The sequence below is a fragment of the Paenibacillus hemerocallicola genome (assembly GCF_006265175.1).
In the GTDB taxonomy this organism is placed as follows: Bacteria; Bacillota; Bacilli; order Paenibacillales; family NBRC-103111; genus Paenibacillus_AB; species Paenibacillus_AB hemerocallicola.
Map to the genome: position 1 here is coordinate 1 of NZ_VDCQ01000012.1, position 16610 is coordinate 16610.

Below are 16610 nucleotides of genomic sequence, written 5' to 3' on the forward strand. Positions count from 1 at the left end.
CGGAGATCGCCCGCAAGGGGGTCAAGGAGGGAGCCGTCCGCAGCAAGCAGGTGGAGCAAGACCGCCGGCAGCCGTCCAGCCTACAGCGGCTCCGCGTACAGCGCCTCCTCGTACCGACCGCGATCGGAGCTATCAAGACAGAGACCGGGCGAGTGCATTGAAAAATGCCGATCCACGATTCAATAAAGCGGAAGTAATCCGTACAACCGTAGAGAATCTGGACGACATTAACGTAAATTCAAACGTGAAAACGTCGAAAAAGCCGAAGCCGACCCAGAACAACAGATCGGGCGGAGCAGGCTTCAGAGGCGGCAAGCAAGGCGGCAGAGGCAGAGGTCAGGAGCCAGTGCGCAAAGAAAAAATCGACAACACGCCGAAGAAAATAATCGTGCGGGGTTCGATGACCGTAGGCGATCTTTGCAAATTGCTTCATAAGGACGCTTCCGAGGTTATCAAAAAGCTGCTGTTCCTCGGCACGATGGCGACGATCAACCAGGAGCTGGAGCTCGATACGATCCTGCTGGTCGCGGGCGAGTTCAAAGTCGAAGTCGAAGTCAAGCTTCCGGTCGAAGAAGATAACTTCGAGACGATCGAGGAGAAGGACGAGGCCGAGGATTTGCTCGAGCGGCCGCCAGTCGTAACGATTATGGGTCACGTTGACCATGGTAAAACGACGCTGCTCGATGCCATTCGCCAGACGAACGTGTCGGAAGGCGAAGCCGGAGGCATTACCCAGCATATCGGAGCCTATCAGGTCGAGATCAAAAACAAAAAAATTACGTTTCTGGATACACCGGGGCACGAAGCGTTCACTTCGATGCGCGCGCGCGGAGCCCAAGTTACGGATATTACGATTATCGTCGTTGCGGCGGATGACGGTGTCATGCCGCAAACGGTCGAAGCGATCAGCCACGCGAAAGCGGCTAACGTGCCGATTATCGTAGCGGTGAACAAAATCGACAAGCCGGACGCCAATCCGGACAAAATCAAGCAGGAATTGACCGAGTACAACCTCGTTCCGGAAGAGTGGGGCGGAGATACGATCTTCGTCAACATTTCGGCGAAGCAAAAGCAGGGCTTGGAAGAACTGCTCGAGATGATCCTGCTCGTCGCGGAAGTACAAGAATTCAAAGCAAACCCGAACAAACGGGCGAGAGGTACGGTCATCGAGGCGGAGTTGGACAAAGGAAAGGGCCCGGTTGCCCGTATATTGATCCAGCACGGTACGTTGAAAATCGGAGACGCCTTCGTGGCGGGCGTATGTTTCGGCCGCGTTCGGGCAATGGTTAATGACAAGGGCCGCCGTCTGAAAGAAGCGGGACCGTCCACGCCGGTCGAAATAACCGGTCTTACCGAGGTGCCGCAGGCCGGCGATCCGTTCCTGGCGTTCGAAGACGAACGGAAAGCAAGAGCGATCGCGGAAAGACGGATGACGACGCATCGCCAATCGACGATGGGCGCGAACAGCCGCGTCACGCTCGACGATCTGTACAAACACATCAAAGACGGCGAGATCAAAGATTTGAACGTCATTATCAAGGGCGACGTTCAAGGGTCCGTCGAAGCGCTCAAAGGGTCGCTGGCGAAAATCGAAGTCGAAGGCGTCCGCGTCAAAATTCTTCACAACGGCGTCGGTGCGATCACCGAATCGGATATCATCCTCGCGTCGGCGTCGAATGCCATCATCATCGGCTTCAACGTACGTCCGGAGCCGGCCGCGATGGCAACGGCGGAGCAGGAAAAGGTCGACATCCGATTGCACAGCATCATCTACAAAGTGATCGAAGAGATCGAGCAAGCGATGAAGGGCATGCTGGATCCGGTGTACAAGGAAGTAGTCATCGGCCAGGCCGAAGTGCGCAATCTGTTCAAAGTGACCAAAATCGGTACGATTGCCGGATGCATGATCACTTCGGGCAAAATCACCCGTGCTGCGGAGCTGCGCGTCATCCGCGGAGGCATTGTCGTATTTACGGGCAAAGTCGACTCGCTGAAGCGATTTAAGGACGACGTGCGCGAAGTGGCACAAGGGTATGAGTGCGGTATTTCCATCGAGAAATTTAACGATATTAGAGAAGGGGACGTCATCGAGGCGTTCGTGATGGAAACCGTAGAAAGGTGATGACGGATGGCAAAAGTACGTGTCGGCCGTGTCGGCGAGCAAATTAAAAAAGAATTGAGTCAAATTTTGCAATCGGAGCTGAAAGATCCGCGCGTCGGTTTCATAACCGTAACCGGAGTCGATGTGACGAACGATTTGTCTCAAGCCAAAGTGTTTCTGAGCGTACTCGGAACCGAGCAGCAAAAGGAAGATTCGCTCAAAGCGATTGCGAAAGCGACCGGATTTATCCGCTCCGAGCTCAGCAAGCGGATCCGGCTTCGCATTACGCCGGAGCTGCAGTTCCAGTTCGATTCTTCCATCGAGTACGGCAGCCGTATCGACGAGCTGTTGAATAAAATCAATAACGGGAATACGGGCGTATGACGGCCTCCCTCCACGCTCGTCCTTATCCGGAACAGCTGGCCGCCGCCCGGGCGTTCATCGAATCGAACGACCGATTTCTGGTCGTTGCGCACGTAAACCCCGACGGCGACGCAGCCAGCTCTACGCTGGCGGTAGGATGGCTGCTGGAATGCCTAGACAAACGGTATGTGATGATCAACGAGGGCAAGACTCCGGACAAGTTCGGTTATATATGGGGGTTCGACCGGTTGCTGCGTTACGATGAACAGCAGCCGGAAGAACGATTCCGGTTCGTCATCAGCGTCGATTGCGCAGACGCCTCGCGGATCGGCAAAGTTCGGGAGCTGTTCGCGGAAGATGTACAAGTACTCAACATCGATCATCATGCGACGAACGATTATTTTGGCGACGTTCATCTGATTCGCGAAGATGCGGCCGCTACCGTCGAAGTCCTTTACGATTTGGCGGTGGAAATGCGCGTGCCGCTGACGCTCGAATTCGGGACAGCCTTATATACGGGGCTTTTAACCGATACGGGAGGGTTTCGTTATTCCAATACGACGCCTAAAGTGATGAAAATCGCTGCGGAGCTGCTTGCCGTCGGAGTTGCGGGTCACCGCGTCGCGGAGCAGGTGCTGGAGAAGATTACGTTTTCGCACATTACCGTATTGAAGCGGGCGCTCGGCACGCTGTCGTTCGCTTTCGATAATAAAGTTAGCTGGATTACCGTATCGCAGGACGATATACGCCTTACGGGAGCCACATCGGAAGATATGGAAGGACTTATCCTATATCCCCGCAACATCGAAGGGGTCGAGGTAGGGCTGTTGTTCAAGCAAACGGATGAGCAAACGGTTAAGGTCAGCTTTCGTTCCAACGGCACTGCGGATGTGGCCGCCATCGCCAAGCTGTTCGGCGGAGGAGGGCATGTTCGCGCCTCCGGCTGTACGCTTGTCGGAGAGCTGCAGGATATCGTCGCGCAAGTTATAAAGGAAGTAGGGCAATCATTGCAATGATATACGAGGGTGTATTGCCGGTTAACAAACCGGCCGGCTTCACCTCGCACGATGTGGTGGCGAAAATGCGCCGGGTACTCGGGATGAAACGGATCGGCCATACCGGCACGTTGGATCCCCAGGTGACCGGCGTTCTGCCGCTTTGTCTGGGCAGAGCCACCCGATTCGTCGAGTACATACAAGAGCTGCCCAAGCAGTACGAAGCCGAGCTTTGTATCGGATATTCGACCGATACGGAGGATTGGACCGGCGAGACGATCGAACGGCATCAGCCGGGACAAGTCTTCTTGACGGAAGATGAGATTCGCCGGACGCTAGCCTCTTTCGCAGGAACGATTGAGCAAGTGCCGCCGATGTATTCTGCGGTAAAGGTCGGCGGAAAAAAGCTATATGAGTTGGCGAGGGAAGGAAAAGAGATCGAACGGAAAGCCAGAAAGGTCGACATTTACGAGATAGAGACTCTCGGTCTCGACCTGCAAGCCGAATATCCGAAGATCCGCTTCCGCGTCCTATGCTCCAAAGGCACTTATATCCGCACGCTTTGCGTGGACATCGGCAGAGCGCTCGGCTATCCGGCCGTAATGACCGATTTGGTGCGCAGTCGTGCGGGCTCCATATCACTTGACCGATGTTTGAGTCTGGAGCAAATCGAAGAATTGCACCGATCGGGAAGTTTGGCGCCGGTCATTATCCCGGCGGATCGCCTCGCTACCCACTTGCCTGAATGTACCGTAACGGAAGAGGAAGCGATTCATGCGATGCAAGGCAAGACGATCCCTTTTCCGGCAAGCCGGGTATTGCCGGAAGCCGGACATTTGGTTCGTATGTATGGCCCGCAAGGAACGTTCATCGGCCTGTTTCAGGTCGATCGCGAACGCGAAATGTTGCGTCCCGAGAAAGTGTTTGCGTCAAGCGGATCTCGGAATGACGCCGATTAGCAGGTGAGAGCTGACATGCAATCTATAACTGTACACTATCCGGCATCGTTTCCGCTTCCGGGTATGCCCGAGGGCGGACAAGTATTGGCGATCGGGGATTTCGACGGGTTCCATCTGGGGCATCGCGAGGTCATCCGAAGAGCGGTGGAATCGGCCGGGAGGCTTCGTTTGCCGGCCGCCATCATGACGTTCCATCCGCACCCGCGCGAGGTGCTCGGGCAGAGCAAATACGTCCGGCACATCACCCCGCTGAGGGAGAAGCTGGAATTGTTCGCGGAAGCCGGGGTTGACGTCGCCTATATTATGAATTTCGACACGTCCTTCTCGCAAATAAGCCCTTCGCAATTCGTCGAAGAGCTGCTTGTAAAGCTTCAGGTTAGTACCGTTGTCGTCGGATTCGATTTCAGGTTCGGCCATAACGTCAGCGGCGATCCCGATATTTTATGCGAGCTGGCTGCGGGCCGATTTGCCGTAGAAGTCGTGCGTCCCTATCATATGGACGGCGTCAAGGTAAGCAGTACGCTTATCCGAGATCATCTGGAGCGGGGCGACGTAGCCAGAGTCGAGCATCTTCTCGGACGCCGCTATTCCTTGTCGGGAAAAGTCGTGCACGGGGCCGCCAGAGGGAGACAGATCGGATTTCCTACGGCGAATATCGAGCTGGACGGACCGTACGTCGTCCCGATGAACGGCGTCTACGCGATACGTTTAGAATGGTCCGGACAAGCCTATTACGGAGTTATGAATATCGGGACGAAGCCGACGTTCGAAGATGCGGCGCAACGATCGCTGGAGGCTCATCTTTTCGATTTCGGCCATACGATCTATGGAGAATCCGTCAAGCTGGAGCTGCTCTCCTATATCAGGCCCGAACGGAAGTTCGCCTCGATCGACGAGCTGATCGCCCAAATCGCCAATGACGTGATAACGGCGAAGGAGCGGATCGGGTATTCGGCACAGAAGACGGCCAATCCTCTTATGAACGGATTGTCTTGATCGACTCCCGAATAATCCGCCGACGGCGGACATTTACTTTGCCCCGGCAAATGTGCTATACTAATTTTCGTTGCCATGACTGTTGCAAGGCAATGAGTATTGAACCTTGGCTCGGTAGTTTGATCTCACCGTCTTCTTCTGGGCTAACGGCGATTATTTGACGAATAGGGAGGTGAACAGGATGGCATTGACCCAAGAACGCAAAACGCAATTGATCCAGGATTACAAAAACCATGAATCCGATACGGGTTCTCCGGAAGTGCAAATCGCTATCCTTACGGAAAACATCGTGAACTTGACCAACCATCTGCGCACGCACAAGAAGGATCATCATTCTCGTCGCGGGCTGTTGAAAATGGTAGGTCAACGCCGCAAGCTGCTGGCATACTTGAAAAACAAAGATGTTAGCCGCTACAGCGCATTGATCGAACGTCTCGGACTTCGCAGATAATGTGTTTAGGACAAAAACAACCTTGTCGGCCTGCGCCGAACGGTTGTTTTTTTCTTAAAAATCGAGCTTGGGGAACCCCCCAGAAAGAAATCGGAATTTGCTTCGGTCGCCTCCGTCGCTTTCGGGGGAATTTTCTTGTGCAAGAAGGAAATACTGGTTGGTATGCAGAATTAGGGAGAGTCGCAACCAAAACTTACATAAGAGCAGGAGGGATTATATGGAAAAGAAGGTGCGCATGAACCTTGGAGGACGCCCATTGGAAATGGAGACGGGACGTCTTGCCAAGCAGGCGAATGGCGCCGTACTGGTCCGCTACGGCGAGACCGTGGTGCTTTGTACCGTTACCGCTTCGAGCGAACCGAAGGACTTGGACTTTTTTCCGTTGACGGTGAACTACGAGGAGAGGTTGTACGCCGTAGGGAAAATTCCTGGAGGCTTCATCAAGCGGGAAGGCCGTCCGAGCGAGAAGGCTATTTTGGCGGGACGTTTGACGGACCGTACGATTCGCCCTCTGTTTGCGGAAGGCTTCCGCAATGACGTGCAGATCGTCGCCATGGTCATGAGCGTCGATCAGGATTGCTCGCCGGAGATTGCCGCTATGATTGGGACATCGGCTGCGTTATCCGTTTCCGACGTTCCGTTTAACGGTCCGATCGGAGGCGTTATCGTCGGTCGAATCGACGGCCAGTTCATCATTAATCCGAATCACGAGCAGGAAGAAAAGAGCGACATGTACGTGGTCGTCGCCGGTACGAAAGACGCCATCATGATGGTGGAAGCCGAGGCGAACGAAGTTTCGGAAGAGGATATGCTCGAAGCGATCATGTTCGGACACGAAGAGATCAAAAAAATCGTAGCCATTCAGGAGCAGTTCGTTGCCGAAGCCGGCAAGCCGAAAATGGAAGTAAGACTGCACGCCGTAGACGAGCAGGTCAATGCCGAAGTACGCGCGCACGCCAGCGCCGGACTTGTCGAAGCGATTCGCATTCCGGAGAAGCATGCGCGTCAAGAGGCGATCGATGCCATTAATGCGGAAGCGGTCGAGCATTTTGCTCAAGCGTATGCCGAGGCGCCCGAGAAGCTGAAGGACGTCAAGGAAGTGCTTTACGATATCGTCAAAGAAGAAGTGCGCCGCCTTATTACGCATGACAAAGTGCGCCCGGATGGCCGCGCTTTGGCTGAAATTCGTCCGATCGACTGCGATACCGCGATTTTGCCTCGTACGCATGGATCCGGCTTGTTTACCCGCGGGCAAACTCAAGCTTTGAGCATTTGTACGCTTGGCGCGCTCGGCGACGTGCAAATTTTGGACGGCTTGGACTTGGAAGAAACGAAACGGTTTATGCACCACTACAATTTCCCGCCGTTCAGCGTAGGCGAAGCAAGACCGCTTCGCGCACCGGGACGCCGCGAAATCGGACATGGCGCTTTGGGTGAACGGGCCCTCTCGAAAGTTCTTCCTCCGGAAGCCGAATTCCCGTACACGATCCGTCTGGTATCCGAAGTGTTGGAATCCAACGGTTCCACCTCGCAGGCGAGCATCTGCGCAAGCACGCTTGCCATGATGGATGCCGGAGTACCTATCAAGGCTCCTGTAGCCGGCGTAGCCATGGGATTGATCAAGGACGGAAGCCACTTCTCGATCTTGACCGACATCCAAGGCATGGAAGATCACCTCGGCGATATGGACTTTAAAGTAGCAGGAACTCCCGCTGGTGTCACGGCCATCCAAATGGATATCAAAATCGACGGCATCGATCGCGCGATTTTGAATCAAGCGCTGGCTCAAGCTAAAGAAGGGCGCATCTTCATTCTCGGAAAAATGATGGAATCGATCAGCGAGCCGAGAAAAGCACTTTCGCAATACGCGCCGAAAATTATTATCATGCACATCAACCCGGACAAAATCCGCGAGGTTATCGGTGCAGGCGGCAAAATCATCAACAAGATCATAGAGGAAACGGGCGTCAAGATCGATATCGAGCAGGACGGCACCGTGTTCATCGCTTCGTCCAACGCGGAGATGAACGAGAAGGCCAAGTCGATTATCGAAGGAATCGTCCGCGAAGTCGTCGTAGGGGAAACTTACCTCGGGACGGTCAGACGCATCGAGAAATTTGGCGCATTCGTGGAAATTTTACCGGGCAAAGACGGACTCGTCCACATTTCCCAGCTGTCCACCGAGCGTGTAGCCAAAGTCGAAGATGCCGTGAAGATCGGCGATCAAATTACGGTTAAAGTAACCGAAATCGACAATCAAGGCCGCGTCAATTTGTCGCGCAAAGCAACGTTGGCCGCGCCTCAAGTTCCTGCCCAAAGCTAATAAGGCGGTAAAACCGAATACAATCGATCCATACAAAGAGCCAGAGCAGTCTGTCTCTTTTTTTATCGTTTCAGAATGTTTAAGTTCGCTAAAGCGACAAAGCGATTCTTCGATAAAGCGGACTGTGAAATTGTGAACCAAGGAAAACTACCACTAAATCGCGGTTGCTCATCCTTGAAATACGTCGATAGACGTTTTTCTTATTGCAGCTATAACCGGCTGGCGCCGCAAGTCGGTTCATAAAGGAAAACTTGGACATAACCCGGGGTTGTCCGGCATAATATGGTACAAACCTTTGGATCGGGGTATCGAATATGTCATGGAATAAATGGATTTTTGTAGGGGGAACGCTAAGTCTAGTCACCTGGGGCTTACTCCAATCGAGCAGTTTGGACACCTTCGTCAACTCGCTCGACAAGCGATCGGGAACCGCTTACGAATACGTGCAGCCGTGGGTTGTATCCGATCCTGAATCGAAAATGACTGCGACATCGCCGAACGACGAGCAGCTGCTCGCGACGATTATGGAAGAAGCGGAGAAACGGAAGGAAGCTCCTGTCGATGCCAGACTGGATCGGGTATGGAAGGCTATTCCGGGTTATAACGGCATTGAGGTAGACGTAGAGAAAACATTGAGCTTGGCTAAGCAGCAGCGCGGGGAGAAGGAAATCCCGTTTGTATACAAAGAGGTTGCGCCGTCCGTTCGATTGGAGGATCTGGGCGCTCAGCCGATCTACAAGGGCAACCCCAAAAAGCCGATGGCCGCGCTTATGATCAATGTGGCTTGGGGCAACGAGTTTATCGGTCCTATGCTGGACGTGCTGGAGAGAGAGAAAGTGCGCGCAACCTTTTTCTTCGACGGATCCTGGTTGAATAAAAATATCGAGACCGCCCAGGTCATTCAGCAAAAAGGGCATGAGCTGTCCAACCACGCCTACTCTCATAAAAACATGAGCACGCTGGGGCGTGAAGAAATGGTCAAGGAAATCGACCGCACCCAGCAGCTGTTGAAGGAGAAGCTGGGCGTCGACAATACTCTTTTTGCGCCGCCATCCGGGGATTTCAACGATTTGACGGTCAAAGTGGCCCACGAAATGAATTTGAAGACGATATTGTGGACGGTCGACACGGTTGATTGGATGAAGCCCACATCGGAATCGATCGTCAGAAAAATCGCGGCGCGCGTGGAGCCCGGCTCGATGATCCTGATGCATCCTACGGCTTCGTCGTCCGGTGCTTTGGCGGGGATGATCGCCGAAATCAAACGCAAAAATCTCAGTTTGGGAACCGTATCCGAATTAATCTCCTCGGACAGGGCCCCAAAGGTTGAGACTGAGTGATATTTTTGATAATATCAGTAAGAACGAAAGTGCTTACTGATATTGCGTCGGTTCCAGCCCTTGAAGCGCGGTCCCGCAACTTGAATTGCTACGATAAAGGAACCGACATAATGAAGCGAACGAAAGTGCTTACTGATATTGCGTCCACTCCAAATCTACAGCCCTTCGTTGTTGTATTCAACAACGTATTCATCCTAAGCTGCAGTATTCGACTACTACGTTTCCACAATAAGGGGGAGCCCCATTTTGATCAAAAAGACGTTGAGCAACGGATTGCGAATCGTCGCGGAACAAATCCCGACCTACCGTTCCGTTTCATTCGGAATTTGGATAAAAACCGGTTCGCGGAATGAAGGAGCGGCGAACAGCGGGATATCGCATTTTATCGAGCATATGCTGTTCAAAGGTACGCAGCGTTACTCGGCCAAAGATATCGCGGAAATATTCGACGGTATCGGCGGGAACGTGAACGCCTTCACGGCAAAGGAATACACGTGCTATTATGCCAAAGTGCTCGATACGCATTTGCCTATCGCCGTCGACGTGCTTTCCGACATGTTCTTCAACTCCAAGTTTGATCAAGCGGAATTGGATAAAGAACGCAACGTCATTTTAGAGGAAATCTCGATGTATGACGATACGCCTGACGATTTGGTGCACGATATGATCTCCAAAGCGGCCTACAACGATCACGCGCTCGCTTATTCGATTCTCGGCACCGAGCAAAATTTGCGTGCGATGCAGCCGGAGACGCTCAGGCAATATATGAAGGATTACTATTCGATTCCGAATATCGTAATCGGCATGGCCGGCAATATTGACGAGAGCGTCACGGATTTGCTCGAGCGTCACTTTGGTTCTTACCGGAACGTAGGCATCGAAGCGAATTTGATCGCTCCCCAATATTCCGGCCAGTCGCTTTTTCATTCCAAGAAAACCGAGCAAAACCATATTTGCCTTGCACTTCCCGGTTTTTCGCTGCACGATCCGATGCTGTATCCGATGATCCTGCTAAACAATCTGATCGGTGGCGGAATGAGCTCGTATTTGTTTCAAGAAATCCGCGAGAAACGGGGGCTGGCATACTCCGTATACTCGTACCATTCCGCGCATATCGACAGCGGCCTGTTTACGATCTATATGGGCACCGCGCCGAAGCAAACCGATGAAGTGCTCAAGGTAACGATGGACGTGCTGGCTGGCGTAGCGGCTAACGGGTTGACGGAGGAGGAACTCCGCAAAGGAAAGGAGCAGCTGAAAGGCAGCTTTATCCTCAGCCTGGAAAGCACGAGCAGCCGGATGAACCGCCTCGGCAAAAACGAGCTTATGCTCGGCAAACATCACACGCTGGACGAAATATTGGCGATGATCGACGGTGTTTCCCAGGAAGATATCAGAACGCTGGTCAATCAATTGTTCGCGCAGCCGTTCGCGTTGGCCATGGTAGGCAAATCGGATAAAGCGATCCAGTCGTTCAGGAGGGATTCCCTTGTCATTCCAAGTTAAGCTGAAACGGTTGCCCGGCTGCGAAGACGTGCATCTCCCGCAGAAAATGTCCGCACTCGCAAGCGGCTTCGATCTATACGCTGCCGTACCGGAGCCAGTCACGTTGAATCCCGGAGAGCGGAAGCTAGTCCCTACCGGGGTCGCGATTGCAATGCCCGGAGAGCTGGAAGCGCAAATTCGTCCGCGCAGCGGACTCGCTTTGAAACACGGCATTACATGCTTGAACACGCCGGGGACGATCGACGCCGATTATCGCGGGGAAATTAAAGTGCTGCTGATCAATCTGGGACAATCGCCGTTTACGATCGAACGGAACGAACGGATTGCCCAAATGGTGTTTCAAGCGGTGCCTTCCGTCGGCATAGCGGAAGTTGCCGATTTGGACGAAACGGTCCGAGGGGCCGGAGGCTTCGGTCATACCGGGGTGCAGTAAGAACGTTCAATCGATAGACGATAAAATCGCCTTTCCTTTTATTAGGAAGATAGGCGATTTTTTTTGTGCCGTAACGAGGCTATCGAATATACGTTGAGAGAGTCGTAGGCTGTAACCCATTCCGTACCGCGAGCATAAGATGTCGTATACTTGGCGAACGAAAGGGGTGTAAACATGCTGACCGGCATACAAGTTACGTTGATCGGAGGAGACGCTCGCCAACTGGAAGTGATCCAGAAGTTTTCGGAGCTGGACGCGGCCGTCACCCTGATCGGGTTTGACAATTTGCAAAATTTGTACAGCGGGGTCACGAAAGCGGCATTTTCCCCGGAAGCGTTGGAGAAGTCCGACGCGGTCATTTTGCCCGTTGTCGGTACGGACGACAGCGGTGTCGTCGAATCCATTTTTTCCACGACGGATATGGTATTCAAGGAGGAGCATCTGGCCGCATTGCCGCAACATGCGAAAGTATACACCGGAATGGCAAAGCCATACTTGAAGAAGCTGTGCTCCGACCACAACGTCCAGTTGGTCGAGCTGCTGGATCGCGATGACGTCGCTATTTACAACTCCATACCTACGGCAGAGGGCGCTCTCATGATGGCGATTCAAAATACCGACATCACGATTCACGGCTCCAATTGCATGGTGCTGGGGCTGGGGCGGACGGGTCTGACGATGGCGCGCACGCTTCAAGGTTTGGGGGCAAAAGTGAGCGTGGGCATCCGCCGGGCGGAGCATTTTGCGAGGGCCTGGGAGATGGGTTTTACGCCGTTTTACTTGGGCGAATTGTCGCACGAGGTGGCCAATATCGACTTGCTTTTTAATACGATTCCGACTATGATAGTCACAGCGCAAATTATTGCCAACATGCCGCACAGAGCCGTTATTATCGACCTCGCGTCGAGACCCGGCGGCACCGATTTCCGCTTCGCGGAAAAGCGTGGCGTCAAGGCAATGCTTGCACCCGGACTTCCCGGAATCGTCGCACCGAAAACAGCCGGCCGCATTATTGCGAACACCGTAAGTCAGCTGATCTTGGAAGACGTAACAACCGGGAGGAATGCGCAATGAATTGGACAGGGAAAACGGTCGGGTTCGCCTTGACCGGCTCTCACTGTACGTTTGCCGAGACAATGCCCCATATACAACGTTTCGTTGACGCGGGCGCACGGGTCATTCCGATCGCATCGAACACGCTCATGACGACGGATACCCGATTCGGAACCTCGGAAAATTGGCAGCAACAGTTGAAACATATAACGGGGAATGATATCATTTCTTCGATTGTGGATGCCGAGCCTCTCGGTCCCTCCAAACTGCTGGACGTTTTGCTTATTGCACCGTGCACGGGCAACACGACCAGCCGATTGGCCAATGCAATGACAGACAGCGCGGTACTGATGGCCGCCAAGGCGCAGATGAGAAACCAGCGTCCGCTCGTCTTGGCTATTTCCACGAACGACGGTCTCGGTTTGAACGCCGCGAACATCGCCAAGCTCCTCGTAGCCAAAAACATATATTTCGTACCGTTCGGTCAAGACAATCCGGCGCAAAAGCCGAATTCGCTAGTGGCGCGAATGGAATTGATTATGGACACGTGTGCGGCGGCGCTCTCGGGCAAGCAGCTTCAACCGCTGCTGATCGAAAGGTACCAGGATATCATCTCATAATCATCTTACAAACTCATAAGGGGAGAACGAAGTCAATGTCGAACCAAAAACGATTCAATGTCGCTGTAGTCGGCGCAACCGGCGCGGTGGGTGAGCAAATCATCCGGCTGCTGGCTGAGCGGGAATTTCCGGTGAACGAGCTGAAGCTGCTGTCGTCCGCGCGTTCGGCCGGTACGAAGATACAGTTCAAAGACCGCGAAGTTACGATCGAGGAAGCGACTCCTGAAAGTTTTAAAGGGATCGATATCGCTTTGTTCAGCGCGGGCGGTGACGTTAGTCGCAAGCTCGTACCCCATGCGATAGAGGATGGAGCGGTATGCATCGATAATACGAGCGCATTCCGCATGGATCCGGAGACTCCGCTGGTCGTGCCGGAAGTGAATATCGACAAAATCAGCGAGCATAAAGGCGTCATTGCCAACCCCAACTGTTCTACGATCCAAATGGTTGCAGCGCTCAAGCCGCTTTACGATCGTTATGGCATCTCCCGTATTATCGTCTCGACTTATCAAGCCGTATCCGGTGCCGGAGCCAAGGCGATTCAAGAAATGCTGCGCCAGTCGAAGGAAGTGCTGGACGGCCGTGACGCGAGTCCGGACATTTTGCCGGTTTCTTCGCTGCCGGTCAAACATCAAATCGCCTTCAACGCGATTCCGCAAATCGACAAGTTTACGGAAAACGGCTTTACTTACGAAGAAATGAAAATGATCAACGAGACGAAGAAGATTATGGACGACGAATCGCTTGAAGTAACGGCGACTTGCGTGCGTATTCCGGTCGTCTATGGTCATTCGGAGTCCGTATACGTTGAATTGAAGCAAGATTTCGATTTGGAGGAAGCGAAGTCGCTGATCGCCGAAGCGCCAGGCATCGAACTCGTCGATAATCCGGACGAACAGCAATATCCTCTTGCCACGGATGCGACGGGCAAGCTGGAAACGTTCGTAGGCCGCGTCCGCCGCGACCTGTCGAACCCGCGCGCGCTCAATATGTGGATCGTCTCCGACAATCTATTGAAGGGTGCCGCATGGAATGCCGTGCAAATCGCCGAATATATCGCCATCGAACAAAAATAGAGGTACCTAAAGGAATGTCGGTTCGCAGTCGAAAGCGAATCGATTTTTCCGGCTTGGAGGGAAGCTTATGCGCACCTTGGTGCAAAAGTTCGGCGGAACTTCCCTCTCCGACGCTCAAGCCAGATCTTATGCCATCGGTCATATCAAACGGGCATTGGCCGATTCCTACAACCTTGTCGTAGTCGTTTCCGCAATGGGCAGAAAAGGGGAGCCATACGCCACGGATTCATTGTTGGAGCTTATTCGCCACAACGGAAACTGCCTTCCCGCAAGGGAAAAAGATTTACTGCTTCACTGCGGCGAGCTTATATCCTCCGCCGTGATGTGCAGCCTGCTCGAAGCGGACAACGTGCCGACGGTCGTGCTGACCGGTGCCCAAGCGGGCATCAGGACAAACGATCGGTTCGGCGATGCCCGCATCGAATCGATTCAGCCTTCCCGCATCGTTCAAGCCTTATCGGAGGGCAAGGTTGTAATCGTTCCGGGCTTTCAAGGCGAGACGGCCCAGGGCGATATTACGACGCTGGGGCGGGGCGGAAGCGATACGACCGCCACGGCGCTCGGTTCCGCGCTTCGGGCGGAGCGAGTGGACATTTTTACGGACGTCGACGGCATTTACACCGCGGATCCGAGAATTGTCCACAAAGCCAAGCCCATTGAACAAGTAACCTATGCGGAAATATGCAATATGGCTTATCAGGGCGCCAAAGTGATTCACCCGCGAGCGGTCGAGATCGCGATGGAGGCCAATATTCCGATTCGCGTTCGTTCGACATTTTCCGATGGCGAAGGGACGCTGGTCGCAAAAGCTGACAATGAGGAACTTGCCAACCGGTCGTTAAAGGACCGTTTCGTGACGGGAATCGCCCACGTCTCTCCGGTTACGCAAATCAAGGTAGCCGCGCAGGAAGGCCAGTATGACTTATCGCTGAACGTTTTCAAGGCTATGGCAATCCATAAAATAAGCGTAGACTTTATTAATGTGAATATATCGGGTGTAACCTATACGGTTTTCCATCATGAATCGGATCGTGCAATCGCCGTCCTGCAAAGTATGGGATACTCGCCGGAGTTCGTGACCGAATGCGCCAAAGTGTCCGTAATCGGGGGAGGCATGAACGGCGTGCCGGGAATTATGGCGCGCATAGTCGAAGCTCTGACCGAGCGGGATATTCCGATTCTGCAGTCGGCCGATTCCAACGCCACGATATGGGTGCTGGTGAAGGAAGCGGATATGGTAAATGCCATTCAAGCGCTGCATCACTCGTTTCAACTGGATAGAACGTAACAGGGCCCATGCCATACCAGCTCTCATTTATGCAAAAGGGCGTTGCTCCGGCACTTCGGAATTACGATCAAAGCAGCCCGCGACGCCTGCGCCAGAAAAAGTTATCGAAGCGGCTTTGCTGCGCAAACCTATGAGGAGGAACTTGCAGTGGATTTCGGAAGAGTCATAACCGCCATGGTGACCCCGTTTGATGAGGAGCTTCAGGTCGACTGGAGCCAAGCGAAACGGTTGATCGACTATTTGATTGAGGAACAGCAATCCGATAGCCTCGTTATTTGCGGCACGACGGGGGAGTCCCCGACATTAACCGAGGAAGAAAAGCTCGGGTTGTTCAAGCTGGCCGTAGAACAGGCGCAGGGCCGCTGCAAAATTATCGCAGGTACCGGCAGCTACGATACGGCCCATACGATCCATCTGACCCAGGCGGCCGAGAAAATCGGAGTGGACGGCGTACTTCTCGTGGCTCCGTACTACAACAGGCCGTCCCAGGACGGAATTTACGAGCATTTCAAATCGGCCGCTCAAGCGACGAAGCTTCCGGTCATGCTTTATAATATTCCTTCGCGCACCGGCATAACCGTCTCCGCCTCGACGACGTTGAAGCTCGCCGAATTGCCGAATGTGGTCGCGACGAAGGAAGCCCATTCCGACTTTGATTTGATATCCGAATTGACGGGGAAAGCGCCTGACGGCTTCAAAGTGTACAGCGGAGACGATATTTTGACGCTGCCGATGCTGTCGGTCGGAGCATACGGTATCGTCAGCGTGGCCAGCCATGTGATCGGCAAAGAAATGCAGCAGATGGTTCGTTCTTTCGTTGGAGGAGAAGTGCAGAAAGCGGTGGAATGGCATGCGCGCCTTCGCCCGATTTTCAACGGTCTGTTCAATTGCCCGCATCGCGTGCCGAACCCGGTTCCCGTCAAGTACGCGCTCGGGCTGCGCGGCGTCCCGGTAGGCGGTGTGAGACTGCCCCTCGTATCCGCTACGGAAGAGGAAGGCCGCTTCATTACGGCTCTTTTCCAAAAATAAAAGGATTGTCGCAGCCTTCCGAATAGTACTGCCGATGCCCGCTGGCATCGGTTTTTTGTTTTGGTGGAGGCTAAAAC

General features: G+C 53.5%; 14 protein-coding genes and 1 pseudogene. All 15 read left to right on the forward strand.

Translation table 11 applies throughout. The features are described 5' to 3' along the window. Window positions 1-304: 304 nt before the first annotated feature. Window positions 305-2122 (forward strand): annotated as a pseudogene (gene infB / locus FE784_RS10750) (translation initiation factor IF-2); the annotation flags it as partial. Between the two features lie 6 nt (window positions 2123-2128). Beyond that, window positions 2129-2485 carry a 30S ribosome-binding factor RbfA gene (rbfA, locus tag FE784_RS10755; protein WP_139602206.1) on the forward strand — a complete coding sequence of 119 codons (357 nt, stop codon included), beginning with the start codon at window positions 2129-2131 and terminating at the stop codon, window positions 2483-2485. Beyond that, window positions 2482-3480, forward strand: coding sequence for a DHH family phosphoesterase (locus tag FE784_RS10760; RefSeq protein ID WP_139602207.1), 999 nt, complete (start codon window positions 2482-2484; stop codon window positions 3478-3480). The genes rbfA and FE784_RS10760 overlap by 4 nt, the downstream gene beginning before the upstream one ends. Beyond that, window positions 3477-4418 carry a tRNA pseudouridine(55) synthase TruB gene (gene truB / locus FE784_RS10765; protein ID WP_139602208.1) on the forward strand — a complete coding sequence of 314 codons (942 nt, stop codon included), beginning with the start codon at window positions 3477-3479 and terminating at the stop codon, window positions 4416-4418. The genes FE784_RS10760 and truB overlap by 4 nt, the downstream gene beginning before the upstream one ends. 15 nt (window positions 4419-4433) lie before the next feature. Continuing rightward, complete coding sequence (locus FE784_RS10770; RefSeq protein WP_139602209.1) at window positions 4434-5414, forward strand: bifunctional riboflavin kinase/FAD synthetase; 981 nt, start codon at window positions 4434-4436, stop codon at window positions 5412-5414. A gap of 181 nt (window positions 5415-5595) precedes the next feature. Continuing rightward, a complete protein-coding gene (rpsO, locus tag FE784_RS10775; RefSeq protein WP_139602210.1) occupies window positions 5596-5865 on the forward strand; it encodes a 30S ribosomal protein S15 in 270 nt (89 codons plus the stop codon). Between the two features lie 217 nt (window positions 5866-6082). Next, a complete protein-coding gene (pnp, locus tag FE784_RS10780) occupies window positions 6083-8188 on the forward strand; it encodes a polyribonucleotide nucleotidyltransferase (RefSeq protein WP_139602211.1) in 2106 nt (701 codons plus the stop codon). Window positions 8189-8502: 314 nt separating this feature from the next. Further along, window positions 8503-9528 carry a polysaccharide deacetylase family protein gene (locus tag FE784_RS10785; RefSeq protein ID WP_139602212.1) on the forward strand — a complete coding sequence of 342 codons (1026 nt, stop codon included), beginning with the start codon at window positions 8503-8505 and terminating at the stop codon, window positions 9526-9528. A gap of 246 nt (window positions 9529-9774) precedes the next feature. Continuing rightward, complete coding sequence (locus tag FE784_RS10790; protein ID WP_139602213.1) at window positions 9775-11034, forward strand: M16 family metallopeptidase; 1260 nt, start codon at window positions 9775-9777, stop codon at window positions 11032-11034. Further along, complete coding sequence (gene dut / locus FE784_RS10795; protein WP_139602214.1) at window positions 11018-11467, forward strand: dUTP diphosphatase; 450 nt, start codon at window positions 11018-11020, stop codon at window positions 11465-11467. Before FE784_RS10790 ends, dut begins: the two co-directional genes overlap by 17 nt. A 174-nt stretch (window positions 11468-11641) precedes the next feature. Then, entirely contained in the window at window positions 11642-12541 is a 900-nt protein-coding gene (gene dpsA, locus FE784_RS10800) for a dipicolinate synthase subunit DpsA (RefSeq protein ID WP_139602215.1), read from the forward strand. Then, window positions 12538-13140 carry a dipicolinate synthase subunit B gene (locus FE784_RS10805; protein WP_139602216.1) on the forward strand — a complete coding sequence of 201 codons (603 nt, stop codon included), beginning with the start codon at window positions 12538-12540 and terminating at the stop codon, window positions 13138-13140. The genes dpsA and FE784_RS10805 overlap by 4 nt, the downstream gene beginning before the upstream one ends. 35 nt (window positions 13141-13175) lie before the next feature. Further along, complete coding sequence (locus tag FE784_RS10810; RefSeq protein WP_139602217.1) at window positions 13176-14216, forward strand: aspartate-semialdehyde dehydrogenase; 1041 nt, start codon at window positions 13176-13178, stop codon at window positions 14214-14216. 67 nt (window positions 14217-14283) lie between these two features. Then, complete coding sequence (dapG, locus tag FE784_RS10815; RefSeq protein WP_139602218.1) at window positions 14284-15504, forward strand: aspartate kinase; 1221 nt, start codon at window positions 14284-14286, stop codon at window positions 15502-15504. Between the two features lie 147 nt (window positions 15505-15651). Further along, on the forward strand, window positions 15652-16533 hold the full coding sequence (dapA, locus tag FE784_RS10820) for a 4-hydroxy-tetrahydrodipicolinate synthase (RefSeq protein WP_139602219.1): 882 nt from the start codon (window positions 15652-15654) through the stop codon (window positions 16531-16533). Window positions 16534-16610 lie beyond the last annotated feature (77 nt).

Excerpts from the sequence above, each read along its gene's own strand:
- rbfA (WP_139602206.1), top strand. The coding sequence starts at position 2,129 with ATGGCAAAAGTACGTGTCGGCCGTGTCGGCGAGCAAATTAAAAAAGAA.
- FE784_RS10760 (WP_139602207.1), top strand. The coding sequence starts at position 2,482 with ATGACGGCCTCCCTCCACGCTCGTCCTTATCCGGAACAGCTGGCCGCC.
- truB (WP_139602208.1), top strand. The coding sequence starts at position 3,477 with ATGATATACGAGGGTGTATTGCCGGTTAACAAACCGGCCGGCTTCACC.
- FE784_RS10770 (WP_139602209.1), top strand. The coding sequence starts at position 4,434 with ATGCAATCTATAACTGTACACTATCCGGCATCGTTTCCGCTTCCGGGT.
- rpsO (WP_139602210.1), top strand. The coding sequence starts at position 5,596 with ATGGCATTGACCCAAGAACGCAAAACGCAATTGATCCAGGATTACAAA.
- pnp (WP_139602211.1), top strand. The coding sequence starts at position 6,083 with ATGGAAAAGAAGGTGCGCATGAACCTTGGAGGACGCCCATTGGAAATG.
- FE784_RS10785 (WP_139602212.1), top strand. The coding sequence starts at position 8,503 with ATGTCATGGAATAAATGGATTTTTGTAGGGGGAACGCTAAGTCTAGTC.
- dpsA (WP_139602215.1), top strand. The coding sequence starts at position 11,642 with ATGCTGACCGGCATACAAGTTACGTTGATCGGAGGAGACGCTCGCCAA.
- FE784_RS10805 (WP_139602216.1), top strand. The coding sequence starts at position 12,538 with ATGAATTGGACAGGGAAAACGGTCGGGTTCGCCTTGACCGGCTCTCAC.
- FE784_RS10810 (WP_139602217.1), top strand. The coding sequence starts at position 13,176 with ATGTCGAACCAAAAACGATTCAATGTCGCTGTAGTCGGCGCAACCGGC.
- dapG (WP_139602218.1), top strand. The coding sequence starts at position 14,284 with ATGCGCACCTTGGTGCAAAAGTTCGGCGGAACTTCCCTCTCCGACGCT.